The 20881-nt window shown below is 58.3% G+C and carries 19 protein-coding genes and 1 riboswitch; of the genes, 14 read left to right on the top strand and 5 right to left on the bottom strand.

Annotated elements, in window-relative coordinates; all coding sequences use genetic code 11:
• Positions 1-398: 398 nt before the first annotated feature.
• Positions 399-2198 carry a DNA helicase RecQ gene (gene recQ, locus FHW77_RS11610; protein WP_034496364.1) on the top strand — a complete coding sequence of 600 codons (1800 nt, stop codon included), beginning with the start codon at positions 399-401 and terminating at the stop codon, positions 2196-2198.
• 51 nt (positions 2199-2249) lie between these two features.
• Here recQ and FHW77_RS11605 read toward each other — a convergent pair whose 3' ends face one another.
• Positions 2250-3482, bottom strand: coding sequence for an ROK family transcriptional regulator (locus FHW77_RS11605; protein ID WP_004439004.1), 1233 nt, complete (start codon positions 3480-3482; stop codon positions 2250-2252).
• 264 nt (positions 3483-3746) lie between these two features.
• On the opposite strand from FHW77_RS11605, the gene FHW77_RS11600 reads away from it, so the two are divergent.
• The 8 genes from FHW77_RS11600 to nrdF all read left to right on the top strand — a co-directional run bounded on the left by FHW77_RS11600 (position 3747) and on the right by nrdF (position 11933).
• Positions 3747-4769 (top strand): sugar ABC transporter substrate-binding protein, encoded by a 1023-nt coding sequence (locus FHW77_RS11600; RefSeq protein WP_004439006.1) that lies wholly within the window; start codon positions 3747-3749, stop codon positions 4767-4769.
• Between the two features lie 224 nt (positions 4770-4993).
• Positions 4994-6076, top strand: a complete 1083-nt coding sequence (locus tag FHW77_RS11595; protein ID WP_004439008.1) for an ABC transporter permease — start codon at positions 4994-4996, stop codon at positions 6074-6076.
• Positions 6076-6858 (top strand): ATP-binding cassette domain-containing protein, encoded by a 783-nt coding sequence (locus FHW77_RS11590; RefSeq protein ID WP_004439010.1) that lies wholly within the window; start codon positions 6076-6078, stop codon positions 6856-6858. Before FHW77_RS11595 ends, FHW77_RS11590 begins: the two co-directional genes overlap by 1 nt.
• A complete protein-coding gene (locus tag FHW77_RS11585) occupies positions 6855-7484 on the top strand; it encodes a nucleoside triphosphate hydrolase (RefSeq protein ID WP_004439011.1) in 630 nt (209 codons plus the stop codon). The genes FHW77_RS11590 and FHW77_RS11585 overlap by 4 nt, the downstream gene beginning before the upstream one ends.
• Positions 7485-7616: 132 nt before the next feature.
• Positions 7617-7840: riboswitch (cobalamin riboswitch) on the top strand.
• 296 nt (positions 7841-8136) lie between these two features.
• Positions 8137-8358, top strand: coding sequence for a glutaredoxin-like protein NrdH (gene nrdH, locus FHW77_RS11580; RefSeq protein ID WP_004439013.1), 222 nt, complete (start codon positions 8137-8139; stop codon positions 8356-8358).
• A gap of 11 nt (positions 8359-8369) precedes the next feature.
• On the top strand, positions 8370-8768 hold the full coding sequence (nrdI, locus tag FHW77_RS11575) for a class Ib ribonucleoside-diphosphate reductase assembly flavoprotein NrdI (RefSeq protein WP_004439016.1): 399 nt from the start codon (positions 8370-8372) through the stop codon (positions 8766-8768).
• Positions 8756-10942: a class 1b ribonucleoside-diphosphate reductase subunit alpha gene (gene nrdE / locus FHW77_RS11570; RefSeq protein WP_004439020.1), complete on the top strand. Its 2187-nt coding sequence runs from the start codon at positions 8756-8758 to the stop codon at positions 10940-10942. Before nrdI ends, nrdE begins: the two co-directional genes overlap by 13 nt.
• 16 nt (positions 10943-10958) lie before the next feature.
• Positions 10959-11933, top strand: a complete 975-nt coding sequence (nrdF, locus tag FHW77_RS11565) for a class 1b ribonucleoside-diphosphate reductase subunit beta (RefSeq protein WP_004439022.1) — start codon at positions 10959-10961, stop codon at positions 11931-11933.
• Positions 11934-11958: 25 nt separating this feature from the next.
• Here the strand turns inward: nrdF and FHW77_RS11560 are convergent, their stop codons facing one another.
• Positions 11959-13071, bottom strand: coding sequence for an alpha/beta hydrolase (locus tag FHW77_RS11560; protein ID WP_004439025.1), 1113 nt, complete (start codon positions 13069-13071; stop codon positions 11959-11961).
• Between the two features lie 152 nt (positions 13072-13223).
• On the opposite strand from FHW77_RS11560, the gene recF reads away from it, so the two are divergent.
• From recF to FHW77_RS11545, 3 genes are read left to right on the top strand one after another with little or no spacing between them, the layout of a single operon-like run.
• Positions 13224-14351: a DNA replication/repair protein RecF gene (gene recF / locus FHW77_RS11555; protein WP_004439028.1), complete on the top strand. Its 1128-nt coding sequence runs from the start codon at positions 13224-13226 to the stop codon at positions 14349-14351.
• 22 nt (positions 14352-14373) lie between these two features.
• Positions 14374-15141 (top strand): molybdopterin-synthase adenylyltransferase MoeB, encoded by a 768-nt coding sequence (locus FHW77_RS11550; protein WP_004439030.1) that lies wholly within the window; start codon positions 14374-14376, stop codon positions 15139-15141.
• A complete protein-coding gene (locus tag FHW77_RS11545; protein WP_004439033.1) occupies positions 15138-15614 on the top strand; it encodes a GNAT family N-acetyltransferase in 477 nt (158 codons plus the stop codon). The genes FHW77_RS11550 and FHW77_RS11545 overlap by 4 nt, the downstream gene beginning before the upstream one ends.
• 60 nt (positions 15615-15674) lie before the next feature.
• Here FHW77_RS11545 and FHW77_RS11540 read toward each other — a convergent pair whose 3' ends face one another.
• On the bottom strand, positions 15675-16679 hold the full coding sequence (locus tag FHW77_RS11540; RefSeq protein ID WP_004439034.1) for a 2-hydroxyacid dehydrogenase: 1005 nt from the start codon (positions 16677-16679) through the stop codon (positions 15675-15677).
• Positions 16680-16859: 180 nt separating this feature from the next.
• Between FHW77_RS11540 and FHW77_RS11535 the strand changes: the two genes are divergently transcribed.
• Positions 16860-17393 (top strand): SH3 domain-containing protein, encoded by a 534-nt coding sequence (locus tag FHW77_RS11535; RefSeq protein WP_034496360.1) that lies wholly within the window; start codon positions 16860-16862, stop codon positions 17391-17393.
• On the opposite strand, the gene FHW77_RS11530 is transcribed toward FHW77_RS11535, so the two are convergent.
• Positions 17386-18378: an adenosine kinase gene (locus FHW77_RS11530; protein WP_004439040.1), complete on the bottom strand. Its 993-nt coding sequence runs from the start codon at positions 18376-18378 to the stop codon at positions 17386-17388. The genes FHW77_RS11535 and FHW77_RS11530 overlap by 8 nt on opposite strands.
• Positions 18379-18842: 464 nt before the next feature.
• Here FHW77_RS11530 and FHW77_RS11525 point away from each other — a divergent pair, with 464 nt between their 5' ends.
• Positions 18843-19787, top strand: coding sequence for an AEC family transporter (locus FHW77_RS11525; RefSeq protein ID WP_004439041.1), 945 nt, complete (start codon positions 18843-18845; stop codon positions 19785-19787).
• A gap of 5 nt (positions 19788-19792) precedes the next feature.
• On the opposite strand, the gene FHW77_RS11520 is transcribed toward FHW77_RS11525, so the two are convergent.
• On the bottom strand, positions 19793-20809 hold the full coding sequence (locus FHW77_RS11520; protein WP_004439044.1) for a class I SAM-dependent methyltransferase: 1017 nt from the start codon (positions 20807-20809) through the stop codon (positions 19793-19795).
• Positions 20810-20881: the final 72 nt, after the last annotated feature.

Genomic DNA, 20881 nt, shown 5'->3' with positions numbered 1-20881 from the left:
TACGAAGAAAGCAAACAAGAAAGCCCTCTCCCAAAAGAGGGCTTTCTTGCGTTTCGGGCATAGCTCTACGATAGCACAAATCCGCCCCCGAGCACCCGGGGCAAGTGGGTGCACCCAAACACAGTCGAACACTCCGAAAACAACCCGGCTTCACAAAGTCCCGGATGCACCCTGGCCCGAAGCCGTGCAATCTGAAGCCATACAGGAAGCCGCTCGTTCCAGGCGTCCCTCCGGGGAGGACCCGACCGGATGGCTTGTGATGTTGGCGTGCCTCAAGCGGTTTCTGTACGCCAACGCCTGACGCAGCTTCTGTCTTAGCGGCCAATTCCACATTCGGGATTGCCATGGAACCGAAACTGGCGATGATACGCCATCCTCGAGACACAGAAGAAGAAGCCGTGAACGACGATCCGTTGCAAATCCTCAAGACCGTTTACGGCTATGACAGCTTCCGTGGGCGACAGGCGGAAATCATTCGGCATGTCACGTCCGGAAACAACGCCTTCGTGCTGATGCCGACGGGTGGCGGAAAGTCACTGTGTTACCAGATTCCGGTGCTCGCCCGCAAAGGCATGGGGCTGATCGTCTCGCCGCTGATCGCGTTGATGGTCGATCAGGTGGCGGCGCTTCGGCAGGCCGGCGTGCGGGCCGAGGCACTCAACTCCGACCTTTCGCCAGAAGAGCGGCGGGCGCTCTGGCAGGCCATGCGCTCCGGAAATGTCGATATTCTCTATGCTGCGCCGGAAACCCTTCTCAAACCGGAAGTTCTCGAGGCACTTCAATCCATTGATCTGTCGCTGATCGCTGTCGATGAGGCTCACTGCCTTTCGCAATGGGGGCACGACTTCCGTCCGCCCTATCGCCAACTCGATCTGCTTATCGAGCGTTTTCCGAATACGCCGCGCATGGCGCTGACGGCAACAGCCGACGAACCTACCCGCGCCGAAATCCTCGGCCATCTGGATATCAAAGAGGACGATGCCTTCATCGCGGGTTTCGATCGTCCCAATATCCGCTACGCGATCATGGAAAAGGATAATCCCCGCGCTCAGCTCAGACGTTTTCTGAAAGACCGGGAAGACCAAAGCGGCATCGTTTACTGCCTGTCGAAACGCAAGGTCGAGGAAACGGCCGCCTGGCTGCGCGAAGAAGGACGTGACGCACTGCCTTATCATGCCGGCATGGACAAAGCCGCGCGGGAGGAGAACCAGACCCGTTTCCAGCACGGCGAAGCCGTCATCATCGTCGCGACGGTTGCCTTCGGCATGGGCATCGACAAACCGGACGTACGTTTTGTCGTCCATATTGATCTGCCCGGCAGCATTGAAGCCTATTATCAGGAGACCGGCCGCGCAGGCCGTGATGGTCTCCCGTCCGACGTGCTCATGCTCTACGGTTATGAAGACATTGCGTTGCGTAATCGTTTCATCGAGGAATCGGACGCCGCGGATCAGCGCAAACATATGGAGCGGCAGAAGCTCGACGCGCTGCTCGGTCTTGCGGAGACGGCAAGCTGCCGCAGGCAGATATTGCTTTCCTATTTCGGCGACAGATGCGAGCCATGCGGCAATTGCGATACATGCGCGGAGCCGCCGGATCTGTTCGACGGCGCCATAGCCGCCCAAAAACTGCTTTCCTGTATTTACCGCACCGGAGAAAGATTCGGACAAGCCTATGTCATCCGCGTCCTGCTGGGCCTCGAAGACGAAAGGATTTCCCGATTCGGGCATGATCGCATAACCACTTATGGCATCGGTAAGGAGCACGACAATCGCACCTGGCGCGCCATTCTTCGCCAGCTGGTCGCGTTGCGACTAATTGATGTCGATTTGTCCGGACACGGCGGATTGTCCATTTCCGCCGACGGGAGGCAGTTCCTGCGTGAAAAACCGTCGCTGATGCTGAGAATACCATCTGCGCCCCGGCAGCAGGCGCCGCGAAACGCCGCATCTGCCGCCCTGCCAGACGCTGACCGCGGCCTCTTCGAGGTTCTGCGCGCAAAACGCATGGAAATCGCCCGCGCACAGAACGTTCCGCCTTATGTGATTTTTCACGATAAGACGCTCATCGAGCTTGCCGCCGCAAAACCGGTCTCCGTGAAGGAGATGGCGCAGATTCCAGGCGTGGGGGATACCAAACTGGAACGTTACGGTCCGGCCTTTCTTGAGGCGATCATGCAGCATGCCGCCAGCGACTGACCGGCCGACACCCAGAGGAAATCCCGTCAGAAAAAAGTCACATGAGCCGGGTCAGCCGGTCGTGTCTTTAAACAGAACGTTCTGATCGATGAGGTAACGGGAAAACAAGGGCAGGCTGGCGCCACCGATTGCACGCGCCTGGCTGCCGACGGCGCCTTCGACGATCTCCGGCAGCGTGACGCCCTGAAGATCGTGGCGTTTGAGCGCCTCCCGGGTGGCGGCAACGATCCTTGTCCTGACCCAGTCCGGAAAGCCACCATCAATGATGACGCTGGAAAAATCGATGATGGATGCTGCGGCGATGACAGCCTGGGCTAGGGCTGCCGCAGTTTTTCCGATCCAGCTTTCCAGCGGTTCGCCAAAATCGATCCATTCGTCGGGCGAGAACCAGAGGGGGCGCGGATCGATGCCTCTTTCGCGCAGCATGTTCTCAAGAACGAAGATGGATGCGATTTTGAGGAGCTGAACGGTATTACCATCCTCCCCCTGGACGGGCAGTGGGCCGATTGCGCCTGCGGTACCGGTCTTTCCAGAAAATAGCGCTGAATTCAGGACAACGCCGCCGCCTATGAAGGAGCCGATAAAGACGTAGAGAAAATCGGTATAATTCTGGCCCGCACCAAATACCAGTTCAGCACCGCAGGCGCTGGTTGCGTCATTCTGCAGAAACACCGGGTAGCTGACGTTTTCGGCGATGCCCGCCCGAATATCGACATCCCGCCACCGTTCCATCTCAATCTGCGGCGCCCCGACCTCCTGCGCCCAGTTCCAGAGTTCGAACGGGGCGGCGATACCCACACCGGCTATTTTCTGCCGTTCTGCGGGGGAAAGCTTCGATTCCAGTTCGGCCATACCCTCGATCACGAAGGGCAATATCCATTCCGGCAGCGGATAGGGGTAGGTCCTGCGAAGCTTGAGCCTGATGTGGCCGACAAAATCCATCAACACCAGATCGACGCTGCGCCGGCCGATCTTGACACCGAAGGAGAACACGGCGTCGGGATTGAGGCGCATTGGGGTCGATGGTTGGCCGACCCTGCCGCGCAGCCTTTCGCCGCGGATGAGAAGTCCGTCCTTTTCGAGTGAGCGCATGATAACCGAAACGGTCTGCGCGGAGAGACCGCAAAGTCTGGCAATTTCGGCTTTTGACAACCCGCCATGGCGGCGAACGAGGGAGAGCACAAGCCGCTCGTTATAAGCGCGCACACCGATCTGGTTGGCGCCACCGCTCATATCCATGGTAGTGGGCGGCGCTTGCTGCGCCGTCTCGACAGATTGTCTCATAATGTCATCCTCCCGCCTTCCATATCTGCCGCGGCCGATACAGCTGGCTTTATGGCAATCTTGCTATCGCAACGTAAACGTCATTGGCGATATTCCTCCATGCCGGGCCTCAGAATGCCACACAGAATTAATAATTCAATCGGATTTATTTATTGACAGCCGTTTCCTTTGGTGGTTCCATCGGAGCTAACGATCATTGTTCTCGGAGGAGACGAGATCGTCGGGTAGCCGAATAGGTGCTCAAATATCCATTGGGAGGATCTCATGAAGACCACTGTTTCCGCTCTTCTGGGCGCGCTTGCGCTTGGCGTTTCTTTCGCTTCCGCCGCTTCCGCCGCCGACACATCTGTTTGCCTCATCACCAAGACCGACACCAATCCATTCTTCGTCAAGATGAAGGAAGGCGCGACTGCCAAGGCCAAGGAGCTTGGTGTGACGCTGAAATCCTACGCAGGCAAGATCGACGGCGATTCCGAAAGCCAGGTCGCAGCGATCGAGACCTGCATCGCCGATGGCGCCAAAGGTATTCTGATCACAGCATCGGATACCAAAGGCATCGTTCCGGCCGTGCAAAAGGCACGTGATGCGGGGCTTCTGGTCATTGCCCTCGACACGCCTCTGGAGCCTGTCGATGCCGCTGATTCCACCTTCGCAACCGACAATCTTCTGGCTGGCGAACTGATCGGTAAGTGGGCCGCCGGCACGCTGGGCGACAAGGCCAAGGACGCAAAAATCGCCTTCCTCAACCTCACCCCTTCCCAGCCGACTGTGGATGTGCTGCGCAACCAGGGCTTCATGAAGGGCTTTGGCATTGATGTGAAGGACATCAACAAGATCGGTGACGAGAACGACCCGCGTATCGTGGGCCACGATGTCACCAATGGTAACGAGGAAGGCGGTCGTGCGGCGATGGAGAATCTGCTGCAGAAGGACCCGACCATCAATGTTGTCCACACCATCAACGAACCTGCGGCTGCCGGCGCTTATGAGGCGCTGAAGGCCGTCGGCCGCGAAAAGGACGTGCTGATCGTTTCCGTCGATGGCGGTTGCCCGGGCGTCAAGAACGTCGCGGAGGGCGTTATCGGCGCGACCTCGCAGCAATATCCGCTGTTGATGGCGGCGCTTGGCGTCGAAGCCGTCAAGAAGTTTGCGGACACGGGTGAAAAGCCGAAGCCGACAGCAGGCAAGAACTTTGTCGACACCGGCGTGACGCTGGTAACCGACAAGCCGGTCAAGGGCCTCGACTCGATCGATACGAAGGAAGGTCTCAACAAATGCTGGGGCTGATGCCTCACCGTTGAAACCCGCGGGGGCATTCGTGCCCCCGCCCTTGGGCCAGAATGAATATCAGGCACGATCCGGGGGATCGGACAAAGGAACAAACGAGCGCGTTGCGCGCCCTTCGGGGATGACAAAGGCCGCTTCAACACTTTGAAATCTACGCATCACTCTCTTTGGAGATAGACCTCGGTGTCAGGGCGGATGCGATGGAGCGATCGGGAGGAAAATCCATGAGCGATCAGCCGGTGCGGGCTCAGCCGCATAATGAATTTGAAAAAGTGCTCTCCGGAAGTTCGACGCAGGTCGCCGCTTTCGATACGCACGACAAGAGCGCGCTGGAAAAATTCCAGCACTTTCTCCATTCCAGCCCGGCGGCAGTGCCGCTTATCGTTCTGGTGCTGTCGCTGATTATTTTCGGCCTGCTCCTCGGCGGCAAGTTTTTCTCGGCCTTTTCGCTGACCCTCATCCTGCAGCAGGTCGCGATCGTCGGCATCGTCGGCGCGGCACAGTCGCTGGTCATCCTGACGGCGGGCATCGACCTTTCGGTCGGCGCGATCATGGTTCTGTCCTCGGTCGTCATGGGGCAGTTCACTTTCCGTTACGGTCTGCCAGCGGAGCTCTCCATTCTCTGTGGTCTCGCCGTTGGCGCATTTTGCGGCTTCATAAACGGCGTTCTGGTTTCGCGCATGCGCCTGCCGCCTTTTATCGTCACGCTTGGCATGTGGCAGATCGTGCTCGCGACCAACTTCCTCTATTCCGCAAATGAGACGATCCGGGCTCAGGACATTGCCCAGCAGGCACCGATCCTGCAATTTTTCGGCGCCAATCTTCGTATAGGCAATGCGGTCTTCACCTACGGCGTCATCGCCATGGTTCTGCTTGTTGCTCTGCTCTGGTATGTCCTGAACCGCACCGCCTGGGGCCGCCATCTTTATGCCGTGGGTGACGATCCGGATGCCGCAGAGCTCGCCGGTGTCAACGTCAAACGTATGCTGACCACTGTTTACACCCTGTCAGGCCTCATCTGCGCCTTTGCCGGTTGGGCTCTCATCGGCCGCATCGGGTCGGTTTCGCCGACTGCTGGCCAATTCGCCAATATCGAATCCATCACGGCGGTGGTTATCGGCGGTCTGTCACTGTTCGGTGGACGCGGCTCCATCATGGGCATGATCTTCGGCGCCCTGATCGTCGGCGTCTTTTCGCTCGGCCTCAGGCTTATTGGGACAGACCCGCAATGGACCTATTTGTTGATCGGCGTCCTCATCATCTTGGCTGTCGCAATCGACCAGTGGATCAGAAAGGTAGCAGGCTGATGACAAAAGAACCCATTCTCACAGCACGCAATCTCGTCAAGCGCTATGGCCGTGTGACGGCCCTCGATCACGCCGATTTCGATCTCTACCCGGGCGAAATCCTGGCCGTGATCGGCGACAACGGCGCGGGAAAATCCTCTCTCATCAAGGCGATTTCCGGCGCGGTTACGCCCGATGAGGGGGAAATCCGGCTGGAGGGCCAGCCTGTGCAGTTCCGTTCGCCGATTGAGGCGCGCAAGGCGGGTATTGAGACCGTCTATCAAAACCTGGCCTTGTCTCCAGCACTTTCCATAGCCGACAATATGTTTCTTGGCCGGGAAATCCGTAAGCCTGGCATACAGGGCAGCCTCTTCCGCGCGCTGGATCGTCCGGCCATGGAAAAATTCGCCCGCGAAAAACTGTCGGAACTCGGCCTGATGACGATCCAGAACATCAATCAGGCGGTGGAAACCCTCTCTGGCGGTCAGCGCCAGGGCGTCGCGGTGGCACGTGCAGCCGCCTTCGGTTCCAAGGTCGTGATCCTTGACGAACCGACTGCCGCGCTTGGGGTAAAGGAAAGCCGCCGTGTCCTGGAACTTATTCTCGACGTGCGTTCCCGCGGCCTGCCGATCGTTCTGATTTCGCATAACATGCCGCATGTTTTCGAGGTTGCCGACCGCATCCATATCCATCGGCTTGGCAAGCGCCTGTGCGTCATCAATCCGAAGGACTATTCCATGTCGGATGCCGTCGCCTTCATGACCGGTGCCAAGGAAGCACCGAAGGAAACGCTCGCCGCATGACGCTGAAGCTTGAGACGATCGTCGAAGAGGTTTTTCAGCGGGCAGAAGGCCACTCCCGTTTCATCGTCGCGATTGCCGGTCCCCCTGGGGCCGGCAAATCCACGTTGGCGGATGCTCTTTGCGACGCCTTGCGCGCACGGGGCGAAACGGCCGCCATTCTGCCCATGGACGGCTTCCATATGGACAATGGCATCCTCGAAGAGCGAGGACTGCTGCCAAGGAAGGGTGCGCCGGAAACATTCGATGTGCGTGGCTTCCTCGATATCGTCTCCGCCGTTCGCAAGGGCGGGCAGGAGGTGCTTGTCCCGGTGTTTGATCGCTCCCGTGAAATCGCCATTGCGTCTGCCCGTGCGATTGCTCCGGAAACACGCTTCATCCTCGCCGAGGGCAATTATCTGCTGCTGAACGAAGCGCCCTGGACAAACCTTTCCGGAAGCTTTGATCTCACTATCTTCGTGGGTCCGTCCGTCGCGGTGCTGGAAGAGAGGCTGCGAAACAGATGGCTGGGTTATGGTCTCGATGCAGCTCAGATCCACGCCAAGCTTTTCGCAAACGATCTTCCCAACGGGAAAAGGGTGATCGAAAACGCCCGTCCCGCCGATATCCACATCGATATCTGGGAATAGATTAAGATCTTCATCTCCCGCGCGGTGTGTCCGGCCCGCCGTTAAGTCATTGTTGACCATGTGTTGAATCTTTTTGATCCACAGGGCGGGGCTTTTGTGTGTCTATTTATTGACGAGAAAATTTCCTCATATACTATATGTGGTGTTCGAGGTTCTTCCGATTCGCAAGGATTGGGAGCTAAGACGGGAATTCGGTGCGTGACGCCATCGTGGTGAAGCAAGGCCGAAACTGCCCCCGCAACTGTAAGCGGCGAGCATCGTTCCGATTTGAGTCACTGGAGCTGAGCGCTCCGGGAAGGCCGGAATAGATGTTGTGACCCGCAAGTCAGGAGACCTGCCTTGAGCGCAAACGTCCACGGGCGGGGTGTCCGGAGGAAGGTGTAGACGCAGATGATTTGCGTGCGCCCTTTTCTGCCCCCTCCAGAACAAGCTTCGGGGTGAAGTCATGCCAGTGCATATTTTTGAGTTGCTACGCTCATCTGCGTAGGGAGTGATTTTCTGCGGCTTTCAGCAGTTCCAGGAGAACCAGTCGGAGTTTCCGAGAAAACTCCGAGAGAGCACGCCCTACCTGAATGACAAAACCACCGCCGCCCGATTGCGATTGCAATCGGCAACGCTTTGCCGCGTCCAAAATAGCTTCGAAAGGGAAATTATGACCATCACCGTTTACAGCAAACCCGCCTGCGTCCAGTGCACCGCCACCTATCGCGCACTCGACCGCATAGGCGTTCCCTATGAGATCGTCGATATTTCCGAAGATGCTGACGCTCTCGATCATGTCCGTGGTCTCGGTTACATGCAGGTTCCGGTGGTGGTTGCCGGTGAACGCCATTGGGCGGGGTTCCGGCCGGACATGATCGGCTCGATCGGCTGAGGCGGCAGGCGATGGGTCTGATCGTCTATTATTCCAGTCGTTCCGAAAACACCCATCGTTTCCTTCTGAAACTGGGGCGGCGGTTGCTTCGCCTGCCGCTCGGCGCTGAGGATGACGTGCCTCAGGTGTCGGAACCCTATGTGCTCGTCACACCCACCTATGGCGGCGGCGGCACCAAGGGTGCCGTGCCGAAGCCGGTCATCCGGTTTTTAAACGAACCCTCCAACCGCAATCTCATTCGCGGCGTCATCGCGGCGGGAAACACCAATTTTGGCGCAGCTTTCGCATCCGCCGGAGACATCGTCTCGCGCAAATGCGCAGTGCCGTTTCTCTATCGCTTCGAGCTTCTCGGCACTGAGGAGGATGTCGCCAACGTCAAACATGGATTGGAACGATTTTGGACACGCTGACCGCTAGCACGCTGCGCAAGGACACCAAACAGCCAACAGCCGCAAGCCAGACGCCGCTCGATGCAGGCCTGGACTACCACGCGCTGAACGCGATGTTGAACCTTTATGACGAGAACGGAAAAATCCAGCTCGACAAGGATCGTCTTGCTGCCCGTCAATATTTCCTCCAGCACGTCAACCAGAACACGGTGTTTTTCCATAACCTCAGGGAAAAGCTCGATTATCTGGTAGCGGAGGGTTACTACGAACAGGAGGTGCTGGACCAGTATTCCTTCAATTTCGTTCGTGACCTCTATGACGAGGCCTATGCCCGGAAGTTTCGCTTTCCGACCTTCCTCGGTGCGTTCAAATATTACACCTCCTACACGCTGAAGACCTTCGACGGAAAACGTTATCTGGAGCGTTACGAGGATCGCGTCTGCATGGTGGCGCTTTCCCTTGCGCGCGGTGATGAGCAGCTGGCACGCAATCTGGTCGACGAGATCATTTCCGGCCGCTTCCAGCCGGCGACCCCGACGTTCCTGAACGCGGGCAAGAAGAGCCGCGGCGAGCTGGTCTCCTGTTTCCTGCTGCGCGTGGAAGACAATATGGAAAGCATCGGCCGCTCCATCAATTCGGCGCTGCAGCTCTCCAAGCGCGGTGGCGGCGTTGCCCTTTCACTGACCAATATTCGCGAGGCTGGCGCGCCGATCAAACAGATCGAAAACCAGTCCTCCGGTGTCATACCCGTGATGAAGCTGCTGGAAGATTCGTTTTCCTATGCCAACCAGCTCGGCGCCCGCCAGGGTGCGGGTGCTGTCTATCTGCATGCCCACCACCCCGACATCATGCGTTTCCTCGATACCAAGCGTGAAAACGCCGACGAAAAAATCCGCATCAAGACCCTGTCGCTCGGCGTCGTCATCCCCGACATCACCTTCGAGCTCGCCCGCAACAACGAGGATATGTATCTGTTCTCTCCCTATGATGTGGAGCGGGTCTACGGCGTGCCCTTCACCGAAATCTCGGTGACGGAAAAATACCACGAGATGGTCGCCGACAGCCGCATCCGCAAGAAGAAGATCAAGGCGCGCGAATTCTTCCAGGTGATCGCCGAAATCCAGTTCGAGAGCGGTTATCCCTACATCATGTTTGAGGATACGGTGAACCGCGCCAATCCGATTGCCGGTCGCATCAGCATGAGCAATCTCTGCTCGGAAATCCTGCAGGTCAGCGAAGCGAGCGCGTTCAACGCCGATCTCTCCTATAGTCACATGGGCAAGGATATTTCCTGCAATCTCGGTTCATTGAATATCGCCGCGGCAATGGATTCGGCCGATTTCGGCAAGACCATTGAAACCTCCATCAGGGCACTGACGGCGGTGGCGGACATGAGCCACATCTCCTCCGTTCCGTCTGTTGAAAAGGGAAATGACGAAAGCCATGCCATCGGGCTCGGTCAGATGAACCTGCACGGTTATCTGGCGCGCGAGCGCATCTTTTATGGCTCGGAGGAAGGCATAGATTTCACCAATATCTATTTCTACACCGTGACGTATCACGCTATCCGCGCCAGCAACCGGCTGGCGGTGGAAAGAGGCCAGAGCTTCAAGGGCTTTGAAAACTCCAAATATGCCTCGGGCGAATATTTCGACAAATATACCGACCGGGAATGGTTGCCCGCGACGGAGAAGGTCCGCGACTTGTTCGAAAAGGCCGGTATCGCCATTCCGACCCAGGAAGACTGGAAGGTCTTGAAGCAGGAGGTCATGGCATCAGGCCTCTATAACCAGAACCTTCAGGCCGTGCCGCCGACAGGCTCGATCTCCTATATCAACCACTCCACATCCTCCATTCATCCGATCGTTTCGAAGATTGAAATCCGTAAAGAGGGCAAGATCGGCCGAGTTTATTACCCGGCTTCTTATCTCTCGAACGACAATCTCGAGTATTACCAGGATGCCTATGAGATTGGCCCTGAAAAGATCATCGACACCTATGCGGCGGCTACCCAGCATGTCGATCAGGGCCTGTCTCTGACGCTGTTCTTCCGTGATACGGCCACGACCCGCGACATCAACCGGGCACAGATTTATGCCTGGAAGAAGGGCATCAAGACCATCTACTACATCCGTTTGCGCCAGATGGCGCTGGAAGGCACGCAGGTTCAGGGCTGCGTTTCCTGCACGCTCTGATTTGAGGGACAAGACAATGAACATCGCCGTAAAACCTGTGTCCCGCATCCGCGCGGTCAACTGGAACCGCATCGAGGACGACAAGGACCTGGAAGTCTGGAACCGCCTGACCTCGAATTTCTGGCTGCCGGAAAAGGTGCCGCTTTCCAACGACATCCCCTCCTGGGGAACACTGAGGCCCGAGGAGCAGAAACTGACGATCCGTGTCTTCACCGGCCTGACATTGCTGGACACAATCCAGAACGGCGTCGGCGCGGTGCGCCTGATGGCGGATTCGGCAACACCGCATGAGGAGGCGGTACTCTCGAATATCTCATTCATGGAGGCGGTGCACGCCCGTTCCTATTCATCGATCTTCTCGACGCTGTGCCTCACGCCTGACGTCGATGATGCCTATCGCTGGTCGGAGGAAAACGAGTTCCTGCAGCGCAAATCCGCGCTGATCATGCGGGAATATGACAGCGGCGATCCGCTGAAGAAAAAGATCGCCAGCGTGTTTCTGGAGAGCTTCCTGTTCTATTCCGGCTTCTATCTGCCGATGTTCTGGTCAAGCCGCGCCAAGCTTACCAACACGGCGGACCTGATCCGCCTGATCATCCGCGACGAGGCCGTGCACGGCTATTATATCGGCTACAAGTTCCAAAGGGCGGTAGACCGCCTTAATGAAAACGAAAGGCAGGAGATCAAGGATTTCGCCTTCGACCTGCTTCTTGAGCTTTACGACAACGAGGCGAAATATACCGAGGACCTCTATGACGGAGTCGGCCTGACCGAGGACGTCAAGCAGTTCCTGCATTACAATGCAAACAAGGCTCTGATGAACCTGGGTTACGAGGCACTGTTTCCCGCCGAGGCTTGCCGGGTCAATCCGGCGATCCTTTCAGCGCTCTCGCCCAATGCAGATGAGAACCACGACTTCTTCTCCGGCTCCGGCTCGTCCTACGTCATCGGCAAGGCGGTCGCGACCGAGGACGAAGACTGGGACTTCTGAAACCTTCGGGTAACCCGCAGTATTTTTACTGCGGGTTCACCACCTGGCTGGCAAGCCGGAAGGGGCTCGATACGGTCGCGCCGATAGCATCGAACACGAAAGCGCCCGCACGGCCGATGCCGTTTTGTCCATTGCCGTTGCGGCTTGCCTCCAGCTGCGGCACGAGTGACGCCAAAGCAGCATAGCGGTCGTGGTTGAGCGGGTCCGACGCCTTCAGCTTGGAAATATCCACGAACTGAACGCCCTCCTTGAGGGCGGCGTCCTGCACCTTCGAATCCGTGACGTCAAGTGCGCCGATCCGCGTGACGTCTGCGCCCAGTATGGAGGAGGCTTTCAGGGCGCGGTCGTCCTTGGAAACCAGAACGGTGAGCGGCGGGTTGAGCCGGCCAACCACCTCGATCTGTTTGCGGAAGACATCGGCATCGATGTCGGGCGCGGCAAGAACCACCTGCAGCTTGGCAATAACGTCGCTTCGCCCCTCGAAACGCAATTGGCGTAGCGCTTCCATGACCAGCCAGCCGCCCATGCTATGGCCGAAAACGACAATGTTCTTGCGTGGAGAACGGCGTGTGAGGTCTGTCAGCAGATTGGCGAGTGCGTCACGGGAGTAGGTCGCCGATTCCTTGTCGGCAACGTAGCCGGCGACATTCGCCTGCGAGGGCCAGGCAAATACCAGCGGCACACCATCCAGATTGGCATCGGCTGCCATCTGCGCTGCCCGGAAAAGCGCTTCCTGATAGCTGTAATTATAGCCATGCACGAAAAGCGCGATCTGCTTGCCGGAGCGGGTGATATCTCCGAGGTCATCGTTGAAACGAGCCTTGCTCAACATCTGCGCCTGTGTGACGACAAAATCCTTCTTCGCGTCGGGTTTGCCGGTCGACCACTCAATGTTTCCACTCTTGTGGGTGGGCGGTATCGAAATGTCGAAGCGGGCATAATTCGGTTCGGCCGCTCTGAGCGCACTGAAGCCCTTTTTGGCCTCCTCGCTTTTTTCGCGCGTGCTTGCCACATAGGCGGTCACGATTTTGGCATCCTTCGCCCTGGTGTCGACCGCTTGCAGCACGTCCGCTCCCGGCCGTCCGGCGCAGGAGGAAAGAAGACCGAGCATGATAAAAAGAGGCAGGAGGAGACGCATGGAAGAGTTACCGGTGATAACGAACCGGCTATAAATAGCCGCCCGCTAAAAAAGTTGCCACTACTGAATAATTCGCATGGTTTCGGCGCTAGGCAATAAACATGGACAAGAGCCGCCTTGCCATTGGGGCAGCTTCGTTTTAGGCCGTAACCATGACGAACAAGGTCTCGCTTTCCCGACTGAAACTCACGGACTTCCGCAACTACGCGGCGGCATCGCTTTCCCTGGATGACCGCCATGTGGTGCTGACCGGCGACAATGGGTCCGGCAAGACCAACCTTCTGGAGGCGGTGTCGTTTCTGTCGCCCGGACGCGGACTTCGCCGCGCGGTTCTGTCCGACGTCACGCGCGTGGGTGCGCAAGCTACCGGCTTTTCGATTTTCGCAGATGTCGATGGCATGGATGGCGAGGTCGCGATCGGCACGGGGATTGAAGGCGATGGCGAGGTGGTGTCGCGCCGGCTGCGGCTGAACGGCACGGCAGTCAAATCCGTCGATGAATTGACCGACCATCTGCGCGTCCTGTGGCTCACCCCCGCCATGGACGGCCTTTTTACAGGCTCATCGTCTGACCGCCGGCGTTTCCTTGACCGACTTGTGCTATCGCTTGATCCCGCCCATGGTCGACGCGCCAGCGATTTTGACAAAGCTATGCGTGGGCGTAACAGACTGCTTTCCGAGGGCCGTTTTGATCCGGTCTGGCTGGATGGTATCGAAAAGCAGATGGCTGAACTCGGCATCTCCATGGCGGTTGCCCGTTATGAGATGCTCGGCCTGCTCCGGAGTTTGATCGAAGGGCGGACGGGCGATGCGGCCTTCCCCTCTGCGACGCTGTCGCTTTCCGGCTTTATGGATGATGGCCTGAACCGTCCCGCCGTCGATCTGGAAGACGAATATGGCTTGATGCTGCGTGAAGGTCGCTACCGGGACGCCGCCGCCGGGCGCACGCTTGATGGGCCGCACCGTGTCGATCTCTTCGTGCGGCATGCGGAAAAGGACATGGAAGCCGAACGCTGTTCGACGGGGGAGCAGAAGGCGCTGCTGGTGGGGCTGGTGCTCGCGCATGCGCAGCTGACCGCCAACATGACGGGTTACGCACCGGTTCTGCTGCTGGACGAGATTGCCGCTCATCTGGACGAGGGCAGGCGGGCGGCATTGTTCGATCTCATCCACGCGCTGGGGGGACAGAGTTTCATGACTGGAACGGATGCGGCCATGTTCTCCGCCCTTGGGGAGCGGGCACAATTCTTCAATGTATCCCACGGGAGCATCACCGTATGAAGGCAAAGAGAGGGAGTGCGACATGGACCCGCTGAGCCCGGAAGAAATAGAACGCTACAAACGCCATATCCTGCTGCCGGAAATCGGCGGTGCAGGCCAGCAACGGCTGAAGGCCGCGCGCGTGCTGGTCATCGGGGCGGGTGGTCTCGGTGCGCCGGTGCTTCATTATCTAGCCGCCGCCGGCGTCGGCACACTCGGCATGATCGACGATGACGTCGTGTCTCTCTCCAACCTTCAGCGCCAGGTGATCCACGATAGCGGGACGATTGGCGAGCAGAAGACGGAAAGTGCCCGAAAGGCCATCGTTCGCCTTAACCCTCATGTGCGTACAATCGTGTACGAAGACCGCTTTTCGCAGGTCTGGGCGCATGATCATTTGCAATCTTTCGATCTCCTGATTGACGGATCGGACAATTTCGACACTCGATATTCCGCAGCGGACGCGGCGGAAACGGCAAAAAGGCCGCTGGTGACGGGCGCCGTTGGCCGTTTTGATGGTTCTGTGACGGTGCTGAAGCCCTATGAAACAAATGCCGACGGCACGTTGCTGCCCGGCTATCGTGACCTGTTTCCCGAGCCGCCGCCGCAGGGGCTCATCCCGAATTGTGCGGAAACAGGGATTGTCGGCGCGCTGACCGGCGTTATCGGCACGCTGATGGCCATGGAGGCGATCAAGCTGATCACCGGTGCCGGCGAACCGCTGATTGGCCGTCTGCTCCTCTATGACGCCCTGTCGGCGCGTTTCGAAACGGTGCGATACAAGCGGCGTCAAGGGACAAAGAAAACATGATGGAAATCAAAAGAATTGGCGACGACTTCGACCGCTGGCATGAATTGCTGGCGCTTATCATGACGTCCTTCGCTTACATGGATGGCGTCATCGACCCACCATCTTCAGCCCATCGCCTGACGCCTGAAAATCTCGCCGAAAAGGCAAGGGCGGAGATTGCTTTCGTGGTTTTGGACGGGAATGACCTGCTGGGCTGCCTTTTCTGCAGGCCGGAGCCGCCATCCTGTCTTTACGTCGGCAAATTGTGCGTTTCCCCGAAAGCGCAGGGAAAGGGCATCGGTAAAATGTTACTGGCGCAAGCCGAGGCCTTGGCCCGTGAACTGGCGCTGCCGGCGCTACGGCTGGAAACCCGGATTGAGCTTGTCGCCAATCATGCAAAGTTCGGGGCTTGGGGTTTCGTCAAGACGGCAGAAAATGCCCATGCGGGATATGATCGCACGACCTCGATCGAGATGACCAAGATCCTCGGCTGAAGCGACTCCCCTCCGGCGCGATTGACAAGAACCGGGAGGTCCGATCTTCGGGCCTCTGTTTCAGTTTCGCCCGGGCAACACCCGGTTCGGCGGGCGGTGACCATCGAACAGCGTGCGTATATTGATGATGACCTTGTCACCCATCTCGATGCGGCCTTCGATTGTCGCTGAACCCATATGTGGAAGCAGCACCACCTTGCCTTCCTTGGCAAGCTTGATGAGCTTGGGGTTCACCGCAGGCTCGTTCTCGTAGACATCCAGTCCAGCGCCGGCGATCTTGCCCTCGCGCAGGCACTGGATCATCGCTGCCTCATCGATGATGTCGCCCCGCGCGGTATTGACGATGTAGCTCGTCGGCTGCATCAGCGCGAGCCGCCGGGCGGAAATAAGGTGATAGGTCGCGGGCGTCGAGGGGCAGTTGACCGAAACGATGTCCACCCGCGCGAGCATCTGGTCGAGACTGTCCCAATAGGTCGCTTCGAGCTCCGCCTCCGTCGCCGGATTGACGCGTTTGCGGTTGTGATAGTGAATGGAAAGCCCGAAAGCCTTGGCGCGCCGTGCCACCGCGGTGCCGATGCGGCCCATCCCGACAATACCGATACGCTTGCCGGAAATGCGCCGTCCCAGCATCCAGGTTGGTGACCAGCCGAGCCACTCATCCGCGCCATTGGCAAGGACGCGTGTGCCCTCGATCATGCGGCGCGGTACGGCCAGCACCAGCGCCATGGTGATATCGGCGCTGTCCTCGGTCAGTACGTTGGGCGTGTTCGTCACGGTGATGCCCTTGCGGGCCGCGGCGTCCACATCCACATGGTCGATGCCGTTGGAGAAACTCGCGATCAGCTTCAGCTGCGGTCCAGCCTGCTCGATCATCGGGGCGGTAATGCGATCGGTGACCGTTGGCACCAGCACGTCCACCCGCTGCATGGCGGCGACCAGTTCTTCCTCGCTGCGCGGGGTGTCATCGATATTGAGTTCTGCGTCGAAAAGTTCGCGCATTCGGGTTTCGACGACATCAGGCAATTTGCGGGTGATATAGACTGTCGGTCTCTTCTTGGGGGTCATCGTTTGCCGCTGCCTTGTTCAGAAGTCATTAACCAGAAAGAGCGATAATTTCTTTCAATTAGGGCGTTTCTACCAGACCCACCGGCGAAGACAAACAAAACTCGCTGAAGCTTGAGGCATGTGGAAACGAGCCTCCTTAAATATCATCCGGTTTGCAGAAGGCGGGAAACGGAAATGGGCATGCGCAGTGTGGTTTCTATTGTTTGCATTGCATTGTCTTTGGGCCTCCTCGGTGCGGCAACCGACGCCATGGCGCAGGGCGCCGCGAAAGGCGCCAGCGGCCTGCCGCTGCCGCGTTTCGTCAGCCTGAAATCCAAACGCGTGAACATGCGCATCGGTCCGAGCACGGATTACGCCGTGTCATGGATGTATCTGAAATCGGGGATGCCGGTGGAGATCATCCAGGAATATGAAAACTGGCGGCGCATCCGTGATGCCGATGGGACGGAAGGCTGGGTCAACCAGGCCCTTCTCTCCGGTGAGCGCACGGCCGTAGCAGCCCCCTGGATGCGGGGCAAGGGCAAGGAAGTTTATGTGAACATGCGCCGTGAAGCGCAGTCGGGCGCTGCCGTTGTGGCACGACTTGAGCCGGGCGTGGTCTTCAGGATCGGCGAATGCAATGGGGACTGGTGTCGCGCCGAGGCCGGTCAGGCCTCGGGCTGGGTTTCGCAGGGCGAAATCTGGGGTGCTTACCCGGGTGAAGCCTTTAAATAAGGCCGTGCTTCTCGCCAAGCGCCTTCAGCGATGACATGGGACGAGGCCCGACCTGCTGAATGACAGCGGCAGCCGCAAGGCAGCCAAGCTTGCCGCAATCTTCGAGCGACCGGTCCTGCGTATAACCGAACAGGAAGCCGGCGGCGAAAAGATCGCCCGCACCCGTCGTGTCGACCACGTCATGCACCGGATAGGCATCCACCTTCACGCGTTCCGTGCCGCGCAGGATAACCGCGCCTTCTTCGCTCATCGTCACCGCCGCGATCTTGCAGTCGGCGGCGATCCTGGTCAGCGCAAGCTCGAAGTCGTCGGTTTCATAAAGGGAAAGCGCTTCCTGCTTGTTGGCGAAAACGATATCCACTGTGCCGGAGCGCATCAGATCGAGAAACTCCTCACGGTAACGGCCGACGCAGAAACTGTCGGAAAGCGTCATGGAAACTTCGCGGCCGTTTTCGTGAGCAATGCGGGCGCATTCGCGGATCGCATCCTTGGCGCGCGGCGGATCCCACAGATAACCCTCGAAATAGGTGACCTTGGTCTGCGCCACCACGTCATCTTCCACATCCTCAGGGCCCAGATCGACGCAGGCGCCGAGATAGGTGTTCATCGAACGCTCGCCATCTTCGGTCACGAAGATCATCGAACGGGCCGTTGGCGGAAAGGTGCCTTGCGGCTTGGTTTCGAAATAAACGCCCTGAGCGCGGATGTCGTGCTGGAAGATTTCGCCGAGCTGGTCTTCCGCCACCTTGCCGAAATAGGCAGCCTTGCCGCCGAAATTCGCCACACCCGCCGCCGTATTGCCAGCGCTGCCGCCGGAGGCTTCGAGAGCCGGCCCCATCAGCGAATAAAGCAGCTCTGCCCGTTCTGCGTCTATGAGGTTCATCGCCCCTTTGGTAATGGCATTGTCGTTGAGAAAGCGGTCATCGCAGCGGGAAATGATGTCGACGATGGCATTGCCGACAGTCAGTACGTCAAATTTCGTCATTGGCCCTATCCGGTTCGCACGGGGTGTGCGTCTTTTTTTCAAAGGTCTTAAACATTTCTGGCGGCAAGAAAAGCCTAAAGCGGAAATATGCGGTTCTGCGCGAAAGAAGAAAACGCGTCATTTGCCTGTAATATGGTTAAGCTATCTCTGCGACCAGAGCAGAGGTGTGTGAATGCGTACCGAAGTGGAAGACATGAGGTCTTCTGGCTCAACCGTTATCTCCGCCACGGATGTACTGGCGGCATATAACGGACATAAAAGGCGGGGGAGACCCCGCTTTTTCTTTTAGGCAGACGTCACCATCGCATGGGCCGCACGCCCGCCCGGTAGATGTGGTGCGAAGGCTGCCCAGCCTTCCATGCCGCGATTAAAACCGGAACATGAAGCGTTTTCGGATTCCATTCCGGCCGAAAAGGCTCTAAAGCGGAGTATCCTCCCGCAAAAGCCGCGAAAGCTTTCCCTCCATGTCTGCCGTTGCCGCGAATGTCGCCCCGATTTTCATTCTCATCCTGATCGGCTGGCTGACCGTGAGAGCTGGCCTCTTCCGGGCAGACGCAGGAGAGATCTTGAGCGACTTCGTCTTCAAGATCGCCGTGCCGACCTTGATTTTCCGCACCCTTGCGGAAGCGAATTTCCACGGTGCCTCGCCGTTCCGGCTCTGGCTCACTTATTTTGCTGGCGTGGCCGTCACCTGGACAGTCGGGCATATCGTCACCCGCCATGTGTTCAAGCAGGATGTCCGCATCGCCGTCATTGCCGGCATCTCCTCGGCCTTTGCGAATAATATCTTCATTGGCCTGCCTCTTGTCGGTCGCTCCGTGGGCGACGAAGGGCTGGTTGCCCTTTCCATCCTGCTCGCCATCCACCTGCCGGTCATGATGATCGCCGGCACGATCCTGATGGAAAATGCAACGCACAAGGCAATCGGTGGAGAAAAGCGCAGCACGGCCGCGGTCTTCAAGCAGGTCGGCAGAAATCTCGTCACCAATCCTCTTGTGATTGGCCTCGTCATAGGGCTTTCGACCAATGTTTCCGGTCTGGCGCTGACGCCAGTCCTGAAAACAGTGGTGGATCAGATCGCCTCCATGGCAGGACCCGCAGCCCTGATCTCGCTGGGCATGGCCCTGACGAAATACACCATCCGCGGCAATATGGGCATTGCCGTCACCATGACTTTTTTTAAACTGCTGCTCCTGCCAGCCTGTGTCTGGGCCATGGGCCACGTACTCGGGCTAAGCCGTGAATGGACGGCGGCGCTTGTCCTCACCTCGTCGGTGCCAACGGGCGTGAATGCCTGGCTCATCGCCAACCGTTTCGGCATCGGCCACAGCGTTGCGGCCTCAACCATCAGCATATCCACGGCGACCGGTGTCCTTTCCGTGTCGCTATGGGCCTGGCTATTGAGCTGATTTTCTTACTTCTGAGCGCTCAGAATCTTGAAGCGGGCATTTCGGCATACTTCCGTGCTGGTGCGGAATTCTGCTGCCAACACCGGCTCATAGGGCAGGCCGCGATTGGCGACCATCAGCAACTTGCCACCGCTGCGCAGCGCCCCGGCCGCGGCCTTGATGAAGGCCTGACCCAGCGCCGGCTCCGCCGCCTGTCCACTTGAATGGAAAGGCGGGTTCATGATGATGAGGTCGTATTTCTCCTTCGGCGGCTCGTTTGCCAGATCCTGCCAGAAGAAACGCGCCGTCAGGCGAGGGTTGTTTTCGAGAAGATTGGTCTTGGCGAATTCGAGCGCATTCCAATCCGCTTCGAACAGATCGATACGGGCCGTGCGCGGCGATTTTTCCGCCAGCATGATGGAGAGGTAACCCCAGCCGGCGCCGAAATCGGCAGCATTGCCGTCGAAATCGGTCGGCAGGCGCGATGCGAGCAGTTCCGAACCATCGTCCACGCGGTCATGTGAGAACATGCCGGGCAGGGCGGTGAAGCGGCCTTCCACCGTCACGGGCTTCTGAGCAAGTTTCGACACGACGGCAGAGATATCGTCCGGCCGTTTGAACCACAGGGCAACGCCGTGATATTTCGGCGTCGAGTCCGCCTCGATACCGAGCTTTGTCAGCGTCTTACGCAGCGTCAGAATACCGTCCTCCTTCGATCCGGCTGCGACGATCAGGCCGCCGGCCTTCACCCGGGAAAGCGCTTCAGCGACACGGTTTTCATTTTCGCCGCGGTGTTTGCCGCAAAGCAGCAGCGCCGCATCGTAATCTTCGCCCGAAATATCCGGAGTGACCTTTGCACCCTGAGCTTCAAGAGCGCGATAGAGCGGCCGAAGATGCTGAACCGCGGCGATCTCCGCGTCGAAACCGTCGAGCCGCGGACCCGCCTCTGCTCCCAGAAAAAGAACGCGTTCGCCGTCTTTCGGCATGGCAAGCATGTCAGAGGCAAAGGGATGGAAAAGGGTTTTTACGGCGTCACGGCTCATGGGAGCATCCTCACGGTAGAATAGAAAAAAGGCGCGGGCAAAACCCGCGCCTCGACAGGATCTGGTGGCGCG

Source organism: Agrobacterium sp. RC10-4-1 (genome assembly GCF_014138475.1).
Classification (GTDB): Bacteria; Pseudomonadota; Alphaproteobacteria; order Rhizobiales; family Rhizobiaceae; genus Agrobacterium; species Agrobacterium pusense.
The sequence above is the reverse complement of the archived record's forward strand: the minus strand, read 5'-3'. Positions and strand labels throughout refer to the sequence as shown.